Source organism: Pseudomonas sp. BS3767, from assembly GCF_900099665.1.
GTDB classification, from domain to species: Bacteria; Pseudomonadota; Gammaproteobacteria; order Pseudomonadales; family Pseudomonadaceae; genus Aquipseudomonas; species Aquipseudomonas cerasi.
Map to the genome: position 1 here is coordinate 554,100 of NZ_FNCX01000002.1, position 17,417 is coordinate 571,516.

15 protein-coding genes and 2 tRNA genes are annotated in these 17,417 nt (G+C 57.8%); 1 reads left to right on the forward strand and 16 read right to left on the reverse strand.

The window, feature by feature from the left end:
- Positions 1 to 114: 114 nt before the first annotated feature.
- From rpsO to rlmE, 14 genes are all read right to left on the reverse strand, one after another.
- Entirely contained in the window at positions 115 to 384 is a 270-nt protein-coding gene (rpsO, locus tag BLR16_RS07035) for a 30S ribosomal protein S15 (protein ID WP_002555121.1), read from the reverse strand.
- Between the two features lie 159 nt (positions 385 to 543).
- Positions 544 to 1,461: a tRNA pseudouridine(55) synthase TruB gene (truB, locus tag BLR16_RS07040; protein WP_003431529.1), complete on the reverse strand. Its 918-nt coding sequence runs from the start codon at positions 1,459 to 1,461 to the stop codon at positions 544 to 546.
- A gap of 3 nt (positions 1,462 to 1,464) precedes the next feature.
- A complete protein-coding gene (gene rbfA / locus BLR16_RS07045; protein ID WP_003364128.1) occupies positions 1,465 to 1,881 on the reverse strand; it encodes a 30S ribosome-binding factor RbfA in 417 nt (138 codons plus the stop codon).
- A 159-nt stretch (positions 1,882 to 2,040) separates the two neighbouring features.
- Positions 2,041 to 4,566 carry a translation initiation factor IF-2 gene (infB, locus tag BLR16_RS07050; protein WP_003431531.1) on the reverse strand — a complete coding sequence of 842 codons (2,526 nt, stop codon included), beginning with the start codon at positions 4,564 to 4,566 and terminating at the stop codon, positions 2,041 to 2,043.
- Between the two features lie 27 nt (positions 4,567 to 4,593).
- Positions 4,594 to 6,075 (reverse strand): transcription termination factor NusA, encoded by a 1,482-nt coding sequence (nusA, locus tag BLR16_RS07055; RefSeq protein ID WP_003364132.1) that lies wholly within the window; start codon positions 6,073 to 6,075, stop codon positions 4,594 to 4,596.
- A 59-nt stretch (positions 6,076 to 6,134) separates the two neighbouring features.
- Positions 6,135 to 6,593 (reverse strand): ribosome maturation factor RimP, encoded by a 459-nt coding sequence (gene rimP / locus BLR16_RS07060; protein WP_002555126.1) that lies wholly within the window; start codon positions 6,591 to 6,593, stop codon positions 6,135 to 6,137.
- Positions 6,594 to 6,723: 130 nt separating this feature from the next.
- Positions 6,724 to 6,800, reverse strand: a tRNA-Met gene (locus BLR16_RS07065).
- A gap of 96 nt (positions 6,801 to 6,896) precedes the next feature.
- Positions 6,897 to 6,982: transfer RNA gene (locus BLR16_RS07070), tRNA-Leu, on the reverse strand.
- A 46-nt stretch (positions 6,983 to 7,028) separates the two neighbouring features.
- On the reverse strand, positions 7,029 to 7,409 hold the full coding sequence (gene secG, locus BLR16_RS07075) for a preprotein translocase subunit SecG (RefSeq protein WP_003313628.1): 381 nt from the start codon (positions 7,407 to 7,409) through the stop codon (positions 7,029 to 7,031).
- Positions 7,410 to 7,413: 4 nt separating this feature from the next.
- Entirely contained in the window at positions 7,414 to 8,169 is a 756-nt protein-coding gene (tpiA, locus tag BLR16_RS07080; protein ID WP_003364135.1) for a triose-phosphate isomerase, read from the reverse strand.
- A gap of 66 nt (positions 8,170 to 8,235) precedes the next feature.
- The gene (glmM, locus tag BLR16_RS07085; protein ID WP_074805100.1) at positions 8,236 to 9,579 is read right to left on the reverse strand and encodes a phosphoglucosamine mutase; all 1,344 of its coding nucleotides are present in this window, start codon (positions 9,577 to 9,579) and stop codon (positions 8,236 to 8,238) included.
- A 16-nt stretch (positions 9,580 to 9,595) separates the two neighbouring features.
- Positions 9,596 to 10,447: a dihydropteroate synthase gene (gene folP, locus BLR16_RS07090; protein ID WP_054082031.1), complete on the reverse strand. Its 852-nt coding sequence runs from the start codon at positions 10,445 to 10,447 to the stop codon at positions 9,596 to 9,598.
- Between the two features lie 8 nt (positions 10,448 to 10,455).
- Positions 10,456 to 12,360: an ATP-dependent zinc metalloprotease FtsH gene (gene ftsH / locus BLR16_RS07095; RefSeq protein ID WP_003364143.1), complete on the reverse strand. Its 1,905-nt coding sequence runs from the start codon at positions 12,358 to 12,360 to the stop codon at positions 10,456 to 10,458.
- Between the two features lie 193 nt (positions 12,361 to 12,553).
- Positions 12,554 to 13,204, reverse strand: a complete 651-nt coding sequence (rlmE, locus tag BLR16_RS07100; protein ID WP_003313635.1) for a 23S rRNA (uridine(2552)-2'-O)-methyltransferase RlmE — start codon at positions 13,202 to 13,204, stop codon at positions 12,554 to 12,556.
- 103 nt (positions 13,205 to 13,307) lie between these two features.
- Between rlmE and BLR16_RS07105 the strand changes: the two genes are divergently transcribed.
- Positions 13,308 to 13,619 carry a YhbY family RNA-binding protein gene (locus BLR16_RS07105; protein ID WP_003340569.1) on the forward strand — a complete coding sequence of 104 codons (312 nt, stop codon included), beginning with the start codon at positions 13,308 to 13,310 and terminating at the stop codon, positions 13,617 to 13,619.
- A gap of 78 nt (positions 13,620 to 13,697) precedes the next feature.
- Here BLR16_RS07105 and greA read toward each other — a convergent pair whose 3' ends face one another.
- Together greA and carB are read right to left on the reverse strand one after the other, a co-directional pair.
- The gene (gene greA, locus BLR16_RS07110) at positions 13,698 to 14,174 is read right to left on the reverse strand and encodes a transcription elongation factor GreA (RefSeq protein ID WP_003400161.1); all 477 of its coding nucleotides are present in this window, start codon (positions 14,172 to 14,174) and stop codon (positions 13,698 to 13,700) included.
- Positions 14,171 to 17,392, reverse strand: coding sequence for a carbamoyl-phosphate synthase large subunit (gene carB, locus BLR16_RS07115; protein ID WP_074805103.1), 3,222 nt, complete (start codon positions 17,390 to 17,392; stop codon positions 14,171 to 14,173). Before carB ends, greA begins: the two co-directional genes overlap by 4 nt.
- Positions 17,393 to 17,417 lie beyond the last annotated feature (25 nt).

The following is a 17,417-nucleotide window of genomic DNA, read 5'->3' on the forward strand; positions in this document are numbered from 1 at the left end:
TGGGGAATCGGCCCCTTCCACAGCCCAGATAAAACTTGAGGCTGGGAGCCTGCCAGAACCACCGGGCAAACCCGACGGATCGTGACAGACAACCAACCTCTAGCAACGTCGTTATTAGCGACGCAGACCCAGACGACCGATCAGGGCGCTGTAACGGCTAACGTCCTTACCTTTCAGGTAATCCAGCAGCTTGCGACGCTGGTTTACCATACGGATCAGACCACGACGCGAGTGGTGGTCCTTACCGTTGGCCTTGAAGTGGCCTTGCAGTTTGTTGATGTTGGCGGTCAGCAGTGCAACTTGCACTTCTGGCGAACCAGTGTCACCAACAGCTTGCTGGTAGTCGGTTACGATCTGAGCTTTTTCTTCAACGCTGAGTGCCATGTGGGCAATCCTTTTGTGCAAGGAAGCGCTTCCGGAGAAACGTTTCCAACAGGCCGAGGACAGATCCTCGTATTAAAAAATGAGGTATGACCGTGCCTGTTGACAGCCATCCTCGTTCCACCCCACTCGCCGGCAAGCCGACGCCTGGACTGGTTTCGGTCACTCTGACCGAATCAAGCGACGCGGCGCAATGCGCCCGTCTTCGGCGACTTCACCGATACCGATGAAGCGACCTTCGTGATCCTGCACGCGAACCATACCGAATTTCGGTGCGTCCGGCGCGCGTACTGGCTGACCATGCAACCAGTAAAACGAACTGTGTTCCGAAAACTTCAACAGCGGCCAGTCCAGCAGACCGCTGTCCGATGGCATCAGGAAACGGTCGACCGCTTCATTGCCGCCATCGGCATGCACCTGCTCGAGCTCTTCCAGCGTCACTGTCTGAGCCAGCGTGAAAGGCCCGGCCTGGGTACGACGCAATTCTGCGACATAAGCACCACAACCGAGCTTCTCACCGATATCCTCGACCAGCGTGCGGATATAGGTGCCTTTGCTGCAATCGACGGACAGACGTGCTGTGTCGCCTTCGCAATCAAGTAATTCCAGGCGCGTAATAGTAACAGAACGGGGCTCGCGCTCCACTACTTCCCCTGCACGCGCCAGCTTGTAAAGTGGCTGGCCATCACGCTTGAGGGCCGAGTACATGGGAGGTATCTGGCTGATTTGTCCGCGAAAATGCGGCAGAGCCGCTTCGATATCGTCGCGACCAACGGTCACCGGACGCGTGAGCAAAACCTCGCCTTCAGAATCGGCAGTGGTCGTGGTCTTGCCCAGTTGCGCCAGGGTCTCGTAGGACTTGTCCGAATCGAGCAGGTACTGAGAGAACTTGGTCGCTTCACCAAAACACAACGGCAGAACACCCGTTGCCAGAGGATCAAGGCTGCCGGTATGCCCGGCTTTCTCGGCATTGAGCAGCCAGCGAACCTTTTGCAGAGCGGCGTTGGACGTGAAACCCAGTGGCTTGTCGAGCAGGATGATCCCGCTGACATTGCGGCGTATACGCTTGACCTGAGCCACTCTTTATTCCTCGGTACTTTCAGGCTTTGCATCCGTCGATGCGGGGCCTTCCTGATGCTGACCGTCTTCTGCAACGGCACGCTCGATCAGTGCCGAGAGATGCGCGCCACGCACGACGCTTTCGTCATAGTGGAAGTGCAGTTGCGGTACGCTGCGCAGCTTCATTTCGCGGGCCAACTGCATGCGCAGGAAGCCTGCGGCAGCGTTGAGCACCTTGATGGTCTGCGCGATTTCTTCCGCGCTGTCCTGGCCCATGACGGTCATGAAAATCTTCGCATGACCCACGTCACGGCTGACGTCTACGGCGGTGATGGTGACCAGACCCACACGCGGGTCCTTGATTTCGCGACGGATCAGCTGCGCCAGTTCGCGCTGCATCTGATCGCCGATACGTTGGGTACGGCTGTATTCTTTTGCCATGCTTGTTACCTGTTACTGATCCGGGACCAAACCCTGACAGTCTGAAAGCGGCAAACGCCCGGCCTGACAATTGCCAGACCGGGCGTTGCGTTTAGAGCCCATGGGGAAAGCAGGGCATTTGCATGCGAGGCTCCCACCATGACTCCTGAAGCTCGCGATTTAGAGGCTGCGAGCCACTTGGACCTTCTCGAAGACTTCGATCTTGTCACCAACCTTGACGTCGTTGTAGCTCTTGACGCCGATACCGCATTCCATGCCTGCACGTACTTCGGCAGCGTCGTCCTTGAAGCGGCGCAGGGATTCCAGCTCGCCTTCAAAGATAACGATGTCTTCGCGCAGAACACGAATCGGACGGTTACGGTAGACAGTGCCTTCCAGAACCATACACCCTGCGATCGCGCCGAATTTCGGCGAACGGAACACATCGCGGACTTCGGCGATACCCAGGATATTCTCCCGGACGTCGCTGCCAAGCATGCCGGTAAGGGCTTTCTTGACGTCTTCGATGATGTCGTAGATCACGTTGTAGTAACGCATGTCCAGACCTTCCTGCTCGACGATCTTGCGCGCGCCAGCATCGGCACGCACGTTGAAGCCAAACAGTACAGCGTTGGAGGCCAGTGCCAGGTTGGCGTCGCTCTCGGTGATACCACCGACACCGCCACCCACTACGCGCACTTGCACTTCGTCGTTACCCAGGCCACCAAGGGCGCCCTGCAATGCTTCCAGAGAACCGCGGACGTCGGACTTGAGGACGATGTTAAGCGTCTTCTTCTCTTCCTGACCCATGTTCTCGAAGATGTTCTCCAGCTTGCCGGCATGAGCGCGAGCCAGTTTGACCTCGCGGAACTTGCCCTGGCGGAACAATGCGACTTCACGGGCTTTCTTCTCGTCAGCCAGCACCGACATTTCGTCGCCAGCATCCGGAGTACCGTCAAGACCCAGGATTTCGACCGGAATCGAAGGACCTGCTTCTTTGACCGGCTTGCCGTTCTCGTCGAGCATGGCGCGGATGCGGCCGAAGTTCGAACCGACCAGCACCATGTCGCCCTGACGCAGCGTACCGTCCTGAACCAGAACAGTAGCGACCGGACCACGGCCCTTGTCCAGACGGGACTCGACAACAACACCACGACCCGGGGCCGACGGGGTTGCCTTGAGTTCCAGGACTTCGGCCTGCAGCAGAACAGCTTCCAGCAATTCGTCGACGCCAGTACCCATCTTCGCGGAGACCGAAACGAAAGGCGTATCACCGCCCCACTCTTCGGACGTCACGCCATGGACCGACAGCTCGCTGCGGATACGATCGAGGTCAGCACCAGGCTTGTCGATCTTGTTCACCGCAACAACCAGCGGAACGCCAGCCGCAACAGCATGCTGAACAGCTTCGATGGTCTGAGGCATCACGCCGTCGTCAGCTGCAACCACCAGAATCACGATATCCGTTGCCTTGGCACCACGAGCACGCATGGCGGTAAACGCGGCGTGACCAGGGGTGTCGAGGAACGTGACCATGCCGCGTTCGGTTTCAACGTGGTAGGCACCGATGTGCTGGGTGATGCCGCCGGCTTCGCCAGCTGCAACCTTGGCGCGACGGATGTAGTCGAGCAGCGAGGTCTTACCGTGGTCGACGTGGCCCATTACGGTCACAACCGGTGCACGGGAGAACGACTCACCTTCGAACTTCAGCGATTCGGCCAGGGAATCTTCCAGGGCGTTGTCGCTGACCAGCGTGACCTTGTGGCCCAGCTCTTCGGCGATCAACTGGGCAGTTTCCTGATCCAGTACCTGATTGATGGTCACCGGGGTGCCCATCTTGAACATGAACTTGATGACTTCCGCAGCCTTGACCGACATCTGTGCCGACAATTCGCCGACAGTGATGGTCTCGCCAATGGCAACGTCACGGATGACGGGGCCGGTAGGGCTCTGGAAACCGTGAGCATTGCGCTTCTTCAGCTTGGACTTGCCACGGCCACCGCGACGGAAGCTGTCGCTTTCTTCGTCGGTAGTGCGAGGAGCAACGCGAGGGGCCGGAGCCTTCTCCTTGACCGAAGCGCGATGCGGAGCGTTTTTACGCTCGCCGTCGCCGCCACGGGCGTTGCGGTCGTCAGCACGAGGCTTGTCAGGGCGACGTTGTTCGTCACGCTTGCGAGCATCGGCAGAAGGCGCTGCGCTGGCCGGTGCCGGAGCAGCGGCTGGCGATGCTTCACGCACAGGCTCGGCGGCAACAACAGGCTCGGCAGCAGCCGAAGCGGGCTGGCTTGCAGCAGGCTGATTGCGCGCATCTTCTTCAGCGCGACGCTTGGCTTCTTCTTCAGCCTTTTGACGAGCGGCATTTTCTACCGCACGGCGTTCGTCCATCTCGCGCTTGCGCTCGGCTTCGATCTCTTCCGGGCTACGCTGCACAAAGACTTTCTTCTTGCGCACTTCAACGCTGATGCTCTTGCTGCCAGCAACGCGCAGGGTGCTGGTGGTCTTGCGCTGCAAGGTAATCTTGCGAGGCTCTTCCACCTTGGCCTTGTGACCGCTTTTCAGGTGCGTCAACAAGGCTTGTTTTTCGTTATCGGTCACAACTTGCTCGGCGGCGGTGTGCGGCAGACCTGCCTCACGCATCTGCTGTAACAGGCGCTCTACCGGTGTGTCGACCACTTTGGCCAGTTCTTTCACCGTGACTTGCGTCATGCACTTCTCTCCTCAGGCCGCGCCCAATTACTCGAACCAGTGGGCTCGGGCGGCCATGATCAACTTGCCGGCACGATCATCGTCAATGCCGTCGATGTCGAGCAGGTCATCTATAGACTGCTCGGCCAGGTCTTCGCGGGTAATTACGCCGCGCACCGCCAGTTCCATCGCCAAATCCTTGTCCATACCCTCAAGCGAGAGCAGGTCTTCGGCCGGATGGGCGTCTGCCAGCTTTTCCTCTGTAGCGATGGCTTTAGTCAACAAACAATCCTTGGCACGAGCGCGAAGCTCGTTGACGATTTCTTCGTCAAAGCCGTCGATGTTGAGCATTTCTTCCAACGGTACGTAGGCAATCTCTTCCAGGCTGGTGAAGCCTTCATCAACCAGCACCTGCGCCAATTCTTCCTCGACTTGGAGTTCTTCGATGAAATTGCGCAGGATGTCACCGGTTTCAGCTTGCTGCTTGGCCTGGATGTCCGATTCGGTCATTACGTTCAGGGTCCAGCCAGTCAACTGGCTCGCCAGACGCACGTTCTGACCGCCACGACCAATAGCCTGGGCCAGGTTGTCCGCTCCCACTGCGATGTCCATTGCATGCGCGTCTTCATCTACGATGATTGCCGCTACTTCTGCAGGAGACATTGCATTGATCACGAACTGCGCCGGGTTATCGTCCCAAAGAACGATATCCACACGCTCGCCACCCAGCTCGCCGGAAACAGCCTGAACTCGCGAACCGCGCATGCCGATACAGGCACCTTGCGGATCGATTCGTTTATCCTTGGAGCGAACAGCGATTTTCGCACGAGAACCAGGGTCACGGGAGGCAGCCATCACCTCGATGAGACCTTCGGCAATTTCCGGAACTTCAATGCGGAAAAGCTCGATCAGCATCTCTGGCGCAGTACGCGACAGAATCAGCTGAGGACCACGGTTTTCAGTACGAATTTCCTTCAGCAAAGCACGGACGCGAACACCGACCCGGAAAGTTTCCCGGGAAATAATGTCTTCACGAGCCAGCAAGGCTTCGGCATTGTTACCCAGGTCAACGATGACATTGTCACGTGTAACCTTTTTAACAGTACCAGAAATGATTTCACCCAGACGCTCACGGTAGGCATCGACCACCTGAGCACGCTCGGCTTCGCGAACTTTCTGCACAATGACTTGTTTGGCGGTCTGCGCAGCGATACGACCGAATTCGATGGATTCGATTTTTTCTTCGATCAGGTCGCCGGCAACAGCACCCGGCTTTTTCGCCTGGGCCTGATCCACAGCAAATTCGTGCGCAGGATCGTCCAGATCTTCGTCTTCGACAACTGTCCAGCGACGGAAAGTCTCGTAGTTGCCTGTCTGGCGATTGATCTCTACGCGCAGTTCTACTTCATCTTCAAAACGTTTCTTGGTAGCGGTGGCAAGAGCCAGCTCCAGCGCTTCAAAAATTACACTTGCCGGAACGCCCTTTTCATTGGACACCGACTCAACAACCAGCAGTACTTCTTTGCTCATCGTACGCCTCGCCTTTCGCAAGCCATTGGATCCGCGGGATCCGCAGTAACCGGCACGTCTCAGTCAAACGTGGGAATAATGTTGGCCTTGTCGATCATGTCGATCGGCAACAGGAACTCATGGTCTTCAACCTGCACCACGACATCCTGCTCCTCCACCCCGCGGAGAAGGCCTTGAAAGTTGCGTCGACCTTCGAAAGGTGAACGCAGCTTTATTTTCACTTGTTCCCCGGCGTACGAAGCAAACTGCTCAATAGTGAACAGCGGGCGCTCCATGCCAGGAGAAGATACTTCAAGGGTGTACTCGGTGCTGATTGGATCTTCTACGTCCAACACACCGCTGATCTGGCGACTGACGATTGCGCAGTCGTCGACCAGAACGCCCCCTTCCTTGTCGATATAAATGCGCAGCACCGAATGCTTGCCCTGGGAACTGAAATCAATTCCCCAGCACTGATAGCCAAGGGCCACGACCACTGGGGCCAACAAGTCCTGCAACTGTTCTAGCTTGCTCGACACCTGAACCCCCTCGTGCATGCTTTAGAAATAAAAAAATGGGCAAAAGCCCATCCCTGAAAACGCCGCTGAACATCGACGTCATGTACTGTCCAGCTAACAAAAAGCCCCTTAAAAGGGGCTCCGCTAAAACTGGTTGCGGGGGCTGGATTTGAACCAACGACCTTCGGGTTATGAGCCCGACGAGCTACCAAACTGCTCCACCCCGCGACAAAGCTGGGGCGGAAGTATACGACCGATCCATTGCTGGGTCAATCCAACATCCACCTACAAGAAAGCCCGCTAGTGCGGGCTCTCCTGCTTAATTGGTACCGAGAAGGGGACTCGAACCCCTACACCCTATGGGCACAACCACCTCAAGGTTGCGTGTCTACCAATTCCACCACCTCGGCATTACAACTCTTTTTGGCGACCTCACGAACATCGCCGAATTCTGTCTTACTTCTTCTCTGGGGCTTGAGGTACGTCAGCTGGAACAGCGGCTGGCTTTTGCCCTTCGAGAACCGGTACATCATCTGCTGCCGGTTTTTGCTTCACTTCCAGTACTGCCGGGTCTGGCAAACCTACTTGAGTCAGCTGTTGAGCTTTCTCTTTAGCAAAGTAACCTAACCCCAAGCTGGTTATGAAAAAACATGCGGCAAGTATAGCAGTAAACTTACTGAGAAAGGTAGAGGTTCCTTGACCTCCGAAGACAGTATTTGATGCACCTGCTCCGAACGACGCGCCTGCGTCAGCACCTTTACCCTGCTGCAGCAATACCAGAGCGACAACGCCCAGAGCGCCCAACAGGTGAAAAACGATTACGACTGTTTCCAGCATTTTTTCAGTTTCCCGCGGCGCGACAGATCGCACCGAACTCATCTGCATTCAGGGAAGCTCCACCAATGAGCCCCCCATCGATATCCGGCATGCTGAAGAGCTCGACCGCATTGGCCGCCTTCACGCTGCCGCCATAGAGAAGTCGCACGCCTTGTGCGACTTCGGCATTCTCTTTTGCCAGTTGCGCACGGATGGCTGCGTGCACTTCCTGCGCTTCCTGAGGCGAAGCAGTCAATCCGGTGCCAATGGCCCAGACCGGCTCGTAGGCAATGACAGCATTGACCAGTGCATTGACACCAAACTCGGCGATGACACTGTCCAGCTGACGACCTACCACTTCGAGCGTTTGCCCCGCCTTGCGCTCTTCAAGCGTTTCACCTACGCAGAGCACAGGTGTCAGACCTTTCGCCTGGATCGCCGCGAACTTCTTGTTCAAGACATCATCCTGTTCGCCAATCAACTGACGACGCTCGGAGTGCCCGACAAGTACCAGCTTGCAACCTGCATCAGCCAGCTGACTCGATGCAACCTCACCTGTCAGCGCGCCTTGCTCAGCCTGAATGGCTGCATCCTGCGCACCAACGATGATCGATGTTGCCTTGAGCCCCTCGATCACCTGATGGGTAAACAGACTGGCAGGCATCACGGCGATATCGACGCTGCCTGGCAACGACTGCTTGCACAAACCCTCGATCAGCTCAGCGACGCTGGCGCGGGTACCGTGCATTTTCCAGTTACCAGCTACCATTGGGCGACGCATGCTACACCTCGTGGGTCAAAGTGGGCGCAGATGTTACCCAACAGTTCCGACACTGGCAAGCCGAAATCAGGCGCAAACTTCAGTAACCAGTTTTGCGAGTTCTTCGGCGTACGCCCTGACCTGCGTTTCGTCCTCGCCTTCGACCATCACGCGCACCAGCGGCTCGGTACCCGATTTGCGCAGCAGCACCCTGCCACGCCCGGCCATCTGCTCGGTGACGCGGGCGCAGGCTTCCTGGACCGACGGATGCGAAACCGGGTCTACACCCGACCCGGCGAAGCGCACGTTGATCAGGATCTGCGGGCATTTGCGCAATTTCAGACGCGCTTCGGCCAGACTTACGCCACTTCGGCGCAGAGCCAATATCACCTGCAATGAGGCGATAATCGCATCACCAGTGGTGGCGTGCTGGAAACAGACGATATGACCGGAGTTTTCACCGCCGACCTGCCAGTTGCGCTCGAGCAACTCGGCGATCACATAACGGTCACCGACATTGGCCCGAACAAAGGGAATACCTTGTTCAGCCAGGGCCAGTTCAAGCCCCAGGTTGCTCATCAATGTGCCCACTACGCCGCCCTGCAAGCGTCCCCGCTCGTGCAGGTCGCGGGCGATGATGTAAAGCAATTCATCACCATCGACGATGGTCCCGGTGTGATCGACCATCAAGACGCGGTCGCCATCACCGTCGAAACCGATGCCCATGTCCGCATGCTCGGCAAGCACGGCCGCCTGCAGGGCTTCCATATGCGTGGAGCCACAGTCCTTGTTGATGTTGAGCCCGTCAGGCTGCGCGGAAAGCACCACTACCTGCGCGCCCAGTTCACGAAATACGTTGGGTGCCACCTTGTAGGTCGCACCGTGGGCGCAGTCGATGACGACCTTGAGGCCGGCGAAATCGGTGCTGGTAGGCACGCTGCTTTTGCAGAATTCGATGTAACGCCCGGCCGCATCGTTGATCCGCGAGACCTTGCCGAGGTTCTCGGACTCGGCCACGGTCATCGGCGCGTCGAGTAACTCTTCGATCATCATCTCGATCTCGTCAGGCAGCTTGGTGCCCTGACCGGAGAAGAACTTGATGCCGTTGTCGTAGTGCGGGTTATGCGAGGCGCTGATGACGATGCCAGCCTCGGCATGGAAGGTACGTGTCAGGTAGGCGATGGCCGGTGTCGGCATCGGCCCCAGCAAGAGAACGTCAGCACCCGCAGCGGAGAGACCAGCCTCGAGAGCGGACTCGAACATGTAGCCGGAGATGCGCGTGTCCTTGCCGACGAGAATCCGGCAGGCGCCCATCTTGCGGAAAGCCATGCCCGCCGCCCAGCCCAGTTTCAGCATGAACTCGGGCGTGATCGGAAATTGCCCTACGCGACCGCGAATGCCGTCGGTTCCGAAATATTTTCTGGTAGTCATGGATGCCCCACTGTTGTTATTCAGCTGCTTCGACAGCTGCGATCATGCGCACCACGTCAGCCGTTTCGGCGACATCATGCACACGCAGAATTCTTGCCCCCTTGGCCATCGCCAGAACCGCCAGGGCGAGCCCGCCGGACAGACGCTGGTCGACGGGACGCCCCAGCACAGCACCGATCATGCTCTTGCGCGAAACACCCACCAGCAAAGGGCGGCCGAGCGCATGCAGCGCTTCCATATGCTTGAACAGGCTCAGATTGTGCTCCAGTGTCTTGGCAAAGCCAAAGCCCGGATCAAGAATGATCTGCTGCTGACCAATTCCCGCCGCAACACACTGTTTCATCCGCTCAGCCAGGAAGGCACAAACCTCGCCCACCAGATCTTCGTAGTGCGGGTCATTCTGCATGGTTCCGGGCTCGCCGAGCATGTGCATGAGACAGACCGGCAAACCGGTGCTTGCGGCCGCCTCAAGCGCGCCAGGGCGCTGCAGCGAGCGAACGTCGTTGATAAGCCCGGCACCCAGCCCAGCCGTCGCCAGCATGACCTCAGGCGTGGAGGTGTCCACAGAGATGATCACATCCAGCTCGCGCGCGATGACCTCGACCACCGGAGCCACACGCTCGACCTCTTCCGACGCAGAGACAGCACGCGCACCCGGCCGGGTTGACTCGCCACCGACATCGATAAGCGTGGCGCCGGCCTGCACCATTGCCTCGGCATGACGCAACGCAGCATCGCGCTGGCTGTAGCGGCCACCATCGGAAAATGAGTCTGGGGTTGCGTTGAGGATACCCATTACATGCGTATGGGCCAAATCAAGAACCCGGTTGCCGCAAGGCAACCGGGTTGGATACAGCGCAGATGTCATGTCAGACCTTAGTGCTCGGCAGCAGGGCCGCCAATCGGAGTTTCCGGACGAGGGTCAGGCGTGATCGGAGTACCGTTGGTCCCCGAACCACCACCCCAGTCACGCGGCTCACGCGGAGTACGACCGGTCATGATGTCGTCGATCTGGTCGGCATCAATCGTTTCGTACTTCATCAACGCGTCGGCCATCGCTTCCAGTTTGTCGCGATTATCCGTCAACAGCTGCTTGGCGGTGCCGTAACAGTGGTCGATGATGCTGCGCACTTCGGAGTCGATGAGCTTGGCAGTATCGCCGGAAACACTGGAGTTCTGGCTACTGCCGCGCCCCAGGTAACCTGCATCTTCGTCTTCCGAGTACATCAGCGGGCCGAGTTTTTCAGACAGCCCCCACTTGGTGACCATGTTCCGGGCAATCTGGCTGGCACGCATGATGTCATTGGAGGCACCGGTTGTAACGCCATCGAAGCCAAGGGTCATTTCTTCCGCAATACGACCACCGTACAGCGAGCAGATCTGGCTGATCAACGCACGCTTGGACAGGCTGTAACGGTCTTCTTCCGGCAGGAACATCGTCACACCCAGCGCACGACCGCGCGGGATGATGGAGACCTTGTAGACCGGATCATGCTCTGGCACCAGGCGCCCAACGATAGCGTGACCCGCCTCGTGGTAAGCCGTGTTGCGCTTTTCCTTATCGGACATGACCATCGATTTGCGCTCGGCGCCCATCATGATCTTGTCCTTGGCCAGTTCGAACTCTTTCATTTCTACAACGCGCTTGCCGGAGCGAGCAGCGAACAGCGACGCTTCGTTGACCAGGTTGGCCAGATCCGCACCGGAGAAGCCCGGCGTACCGCGAGCGATAACGCCTGCGTTGACGTCTTCGCCCATCGGAACCTTGCGCATGTGAACCTTGAGGATCTGCTCGCGGCCACGAATGTCCGGCAGACCTACAACTACCTGGCGGTCGAAACGACCTGGACGCAGCAGCGCCGGGTCCAGTACGTCAGGACGGTTGGTTGCTGCAATGACGATGATGCCGTCATTCATTTCAAAACCGTCCATCTCGACCAGCAACTGGTTGAGCGTTTGCTCGCGCTCGTCGTGACCACCGCCCATGCCGGCACCACGATGGCGACCGACTGCGTCGATTTCGTCGATGAAGATGATGCATGGCGCGTGTTTCTTGGCTTGCTCGAACATGTCGCGAACGCGGCTTGCACCGACACCCACGAACATCTCGACAAAGTCGGAACCGGAAATCGTAAAGAACGGAACCTTCGCTTCGCCAGCAATGGCCTTGGCGATCAGCGTTTTACCGGTACCCGGAGGGCCGACCATCAGCACACCGCGCGGGATTCGACCGCCCAGGCGCTGGAACTTGCCCGGATCACGGAGGAATTCGACCAGCTCGCCGACTTCTTCCTTGGCCTCGTCGCAACCGGCAACGTCAGCCAGGGTGGTCTTGACCTGATCTTCGGACAGCAGACGCGCCTTGCTCTTGCCGAAGCTCATCGGGCCGCCCTTGCCGCCTGCCCCGCCCTGCATCTGGCGCATGAAGAACATGAACACCGCGATGATCACCAGTATCGGGAAGCTGGCCACCAGCAACTGGGTCCAGATGCTCTGCTGCTCAGGCTGCTTGCCTTCGATCACGACGTTGTTGCTGACCAGATCACCGATCAGGCCATTGTCCGGGATGTTCGGGCGGATGGTCTTGAAGGTGTCGCCATCGCTGCGCTTGCCCGTAATGACGTAGCCGTCGACAGAAACCTTCTCGACCTTGCCATCCTTGACCTGCTGGATGAACTCGGAATAGTTGAGGTTCTGCGGCTCGTTAGGGCTGGAGAAGTTGTTCATCACCGTCACCAGGACAGCCGCGATGATCAACCACAGGATCAAATTCTTTGCCATATCGTTCAATTAGCTACCCTCTGAAGCAAGCTCCACGCAGCAAGCGTGCCTCGCATGATATTCACCGGCCTAACTTACTACAGAACCTACAGATACGGCAGACACCGTCTGTAACCCTTTGTGAAACTTTGACAACATAATGTTCAGTCATGCTGCATCGGCAACGCCATTTGAAAAAAGCTATCGCACCTTGTCAAAAACGCTCGATGCTGGCTGCGCCATCAATGCCGCGAAAGCCGCGAGCCAGCAGGTATTGCTCGCGTGACCTGTCGCGGGACGACGACGGTTTGCGCATCTGCACCTTGTCGAACAGCTTGCGAATATCCTTGTGGTAGACATCGAAGCCTTCACCTTGGAAGACCTTGATCAGAAAATCGCCACCGGGACGTAGTACCCGACCAGCAAGATCGAGCGCCAATTCGCAGAGAAACATTGCACGCGGCATATCTACAGCGCTCAATCCACTCATATTGGGGGCCATATCGGAAATCACAAGGTCTACCTGCGTATTACCGACTGCCTCCAGGATCTGCTCAAGAATCGCATCCTCGGTAAAATCACCCTGAATGAAGGTCACATCGGGGATGCTGTCCATTTCAAGGATGTCGGAAGCGATCAGACGACCTTGACCGCCGATCAGACGACTGGTCACCTGTGACCAGCCTCCCGGCGCTGCGCCGAGGTCGATCACGGTCATGCCAGGACGGATGAGCTTGTCCTTTTCCTGAATCTCCAGCAGCTTGTAACTGGCACGCGAACGGTAACCGTCCTTCTGCGCCATTTTGACGTACTTGTCGTCGAAGTGTTCTTTGAGCCAGTTATGGCTTGTCTTGGAACGGGCCACGGGGCACCTCAAAAATAAACGAGTCGTGATTAACTGGGCGGTCCCGGACTCGCTCGGGTAAACTGGCCGCCGCTTTTAAAAGATCAGACGCAGAGGTCAGATTATGCCGCTCACTCCAGAGCAGAAGAAACAATACAAATCCATTGGCCACCATCTGAAACCGGTATTGATCGTGGCTGACAATGGTTTGACTGAAGGTGTACTTGCAGAGCTTGAACGCGCACTGAGCGATCATGAGCTGATCAAGATCAAGCTCAACATCCTCGACCGCGAAAGCCGTCTCGGTGCCATCGCAGAACTGTGCAAGGCCGGTTCTGCCGACCTGGTTCAGGTCATCGGCAAAATGGCGTTGATCTATCGCAAGAACCCAAAGGTAAACAAGCAACTGTCCAACGTCCACCGCGCACACGGATAAAAACAGAAGTCAGGGCCGCCAAAAGCGCGCCCTGACTCTTTTTTGCCGCTGAAAGCGCCCGTAAAACGGGCGCCAGCATCAGATGTGACGTACTTCGATGATTTCGTACTCGATAACGCCACTCGGCGTTTTCACCACGACGACATCACCTTCTTCCTTGGCAATCAAGGCACGGGCAATGGGCGAGCCCACTGAAATCTTGCCTTTCTTGATATCCGCTTCGTCCTCGCCCACGATCTGATAGACCACGCTTTCGTCAGTCTCGACGTTAGCGATTTCGACTGTCGTGCCGAAAATCACCTTGCCGGTGTGCGGAATAGTCGTGACGTCGATGATCACAGCGTTCTGCATGCGGCCTTCGATATCACGTATACGCGCCTCGACCATCCCCTGCTGCTCGCGGGCAGCATGGTATTCGGCGTTTTCCTTGAGGTCGCCCAGTTCGCGCGCAGTACCGATGTCCTGGCTCAACTTGGGACGGACCACCTTGGTCAGGTGGGTCAGTTCTTCTTCCAGGGCGCGAGCGCCCTGGACGGTCATTGGGTATTTGATCATGCCTTCAATCCTGCATGGAGATCCTGCAAGCGACGTACGGTCTTCTCCGGACCAAACTTGAGCGCTTCACAAATCGCTTCGCCTGCTGCAATGGTAGTGGTGCAGTAAATCTTGTGCTGCAGGGCGTTGCGACGGATGGAGTAGGAATCCGCGATCGACTGGCGACCTTCGGTGGTGTTGATGATCAGGGTGACTTCGTCATTCTTGATCATATCGACCACATGCGGACGGCCTTCGGTCACCTTGTTGACGCGACGCACTTTCAGGCCTGCCGCTTCGATCAGCTTGGCAGTGCCTGCGGTGGCAACGATCTCGAAACCGAGATTGATGAGGTCACGAGCGACCGCTTCAACCAGAGGCTTGTCATCGTCACGTACGCTGATAAACGCGGTACCACCAGTTGGCAGCACTTCGCTCGCGCCCATCTGGGCCTTGGCAAACGCTTCACCGAAGGTATCCCCCACACCCATCACTTCACCGGTCGATTTCATTTCCGGGCCGAGGATCGGGTCAACGCCAGGGAATTTGGCAAACGGGAACACTGCCTCTTTCACGCTGTAGAAGTTCGGAATGATTTCCTTGGTGAAGTTCAGCTCTTTCAGGGTTTTGCCTGCCATCACGCGGGCAGCGATCATCGCCAGCGAAACACCGATGCACTTGGAAACGAACGGCACGGTACGCGATGCGCGCGGGTTGACTTCAATGACGTAGATGTCTTCGCCCTGAAGCGCCAGCTGCACGTTCATCAGGCCGACAACGCCCAGTTCCAGCGCCATCTTCTTGACCTGCTCACGCATTTCGTCCTGGATGTGAGCCGGCAGCGAGTAAGGCGGCAGCGAGCACGCGGAGTCACCGGAGTGAACGCCCGCCTGCTCGATGTGCTGCATGATCGCACCGATCACCACATCAGTACCGTCGCAGACCGCATCGACGTCCATCTCGATTGCGCAGTTCAGGAAATGGTCCAGCAGCACAGGGCTGTCGTTGGACACCTGAACCGCTTCGCGCAGGTAACGCTTGAGTTCGTCTTCCTGGTAAACGATTTCCATCGCACGGCCACCCAGTACATAGGACGGACGCACCACCAGTGGATAACCGATCTTCGCTGCGGCACGAATCGCTTCGTCTTCGCTGCGCACCGTGGCGTTTGGCGGCTGACGCAGGTTCAGACGCTCGACCATGTGCTGGAAACGCTCGCGGTCTTCGGCACGGTCGATGGCATCAGGGCTGGTACCGATGATCGGTACGCCGGCGGCCTCAAGAGCCCGCGCCAGTTTCAGAGGCGTCTGGCCACCGTACTGGACGATCACACCTTTCGGCTTCTCGACACGGACGATTTCCAGCACGTCTTCCAGGGTAACAGGCTCGAAGTACAGGCGGTCCGAGGTGTCGTAGTCAGTGGAGACGGTTTCCGGGTTGCAGTTGACCATGATGGTCTCGTAACCGTCTTCACGCAGTGCCAGCGCGGCGTGCACGCAGCAGTAGTCGAACTCGATACCCTGGCCAATACGGTTCGGGCCGCCACCCAGGATCATGATCTTGTCACGCGTCGAAGGGTTGGCTTCGCACTCTTCCTCGTAGGTCGAGTAGAGGTACGCGGTGTCGGTTGCGAACTCGGCGGCACAGGTGTCGACGCGCTTGTAGACCGGGAACACTTCCAGCTTGTGACGATGAGTCCGCAGGTTTTTCTCGGTAACGCCCAGCAGCTTGGCCAGACGCGCGTCAGAGAAGCCCTTGCGCTTGAGACGGAACATCAGGTCGCGGTCGATCGCCGACAGACCCAGGGTCTTGATCTTCTCTTCGTCCTTGATCAGGTCTTCGATCTGCACCAGGAACCACGGGTCGATCATGTTCATGGCGAAGATTTCTTCGACCGTCATACCGGCGCGGAAGGCATCGGCGACGTACCAGATACGCTCGGCGCCCGGCACGGTCAGCTCGCGCTTGAGCGTGCTCATGCTTTCCGGATGGCTCAGATCCAGTTTCGGATCAAGACCGCACACACCGACTTCCAGACCGCGCAGGGCTTTCTGCAGGGATTCCTGGAAGGTACGGCCGATGGCCATCACTTCACCGACCGACTTCATCTGAGTGGTCAGACGCGCGTCCGCCTTGGCGAATTTCTCGAAGGCAAAGCGCGGCAGCTTGGTGACGACGTAGTCGATCGACGGTTCGAACGAAGCCGGGGTCTTGCCGCCAGTGATTTCGTTCGACAGCTCGTCGAGGGTGTAGCCGACGGCCAGCTTGGCGGCAACGCGGGCGATCGGGAAGCCGGTCGCCTTGGAGGCCAGCGCCGAGGAGCGCGATACACGCGGGTTCATCTCGATCACGACCATACGGCCGGTGTTCGGGCAGATGCCGAACTGAACGTTGGAACCACCGGTTTCTACGCCGATCTCGCGCAGCACTGCCAACGAGGCATTACGCAGGATCTGGTATTCCTTGTCAGTCAGGGTCTGTGCAGGCGCCACGGTGATCGAGTCACCGGTGTGCACACCCATCGGGTCGAAGTTTTCGATCGAGCAGACGATGATGCAGTTGTCCTTTTTGTCGCGGACAACTTCCATTTCGTACTCTTTCCAGCCGATCAGCGATTCGTCGATCAGCAGCTCCTTGGTTGGCGACAGGTCCAGACCACGGGCGCAGATTTCTTCGAACTCTTCACGGTTGTAAGCGATGCCGCCGCCGGTACCACCCATGGTGAACGAAGGACGGATGATGCAAGGGAAGCCGAGCTTTTCAAGCACCGCGCTGGCTTCTTCCATGCTGTGCGCAATACCGGAGCGCGGGCACGCCAGGCCGATGGACTTCATCGCCTTGTCGAAACGCGAACGGTCTTCTGCCTTGTCGATGGTGTCGGCGTTGGCGCCGATCATTTCGACGCCGAACTTCTCCAGAACGCCTTCGCGCTCCAGATCCAGTGCGCAGTTCAGAGCCGTCTGGCCGCCCATGGTTGGCAGCAGTGCGTCAGGACGCTCTTTTTCGATGATCTTGGCAACGGTCTGCCACTTGATCGGCTCGATGTAAGTGGCGTCGGCCATGGCCGGGTCAGTCATGATGGTGGCCGGGTTGGAGTTCACCAGGATGACGCGGTAACCCTCCTCGCGCAGAGCCTTGCAGGCCTGGGCGCCGGAGTAGTCGAATTCACAGGCCTGGCCGATCACGATGGGGCCGGCGCCGAGAATCAGGATGCTTTTAATATCTGTACGTTTTGGCATGGGTTGTCACTCAAATCCGCAGGTC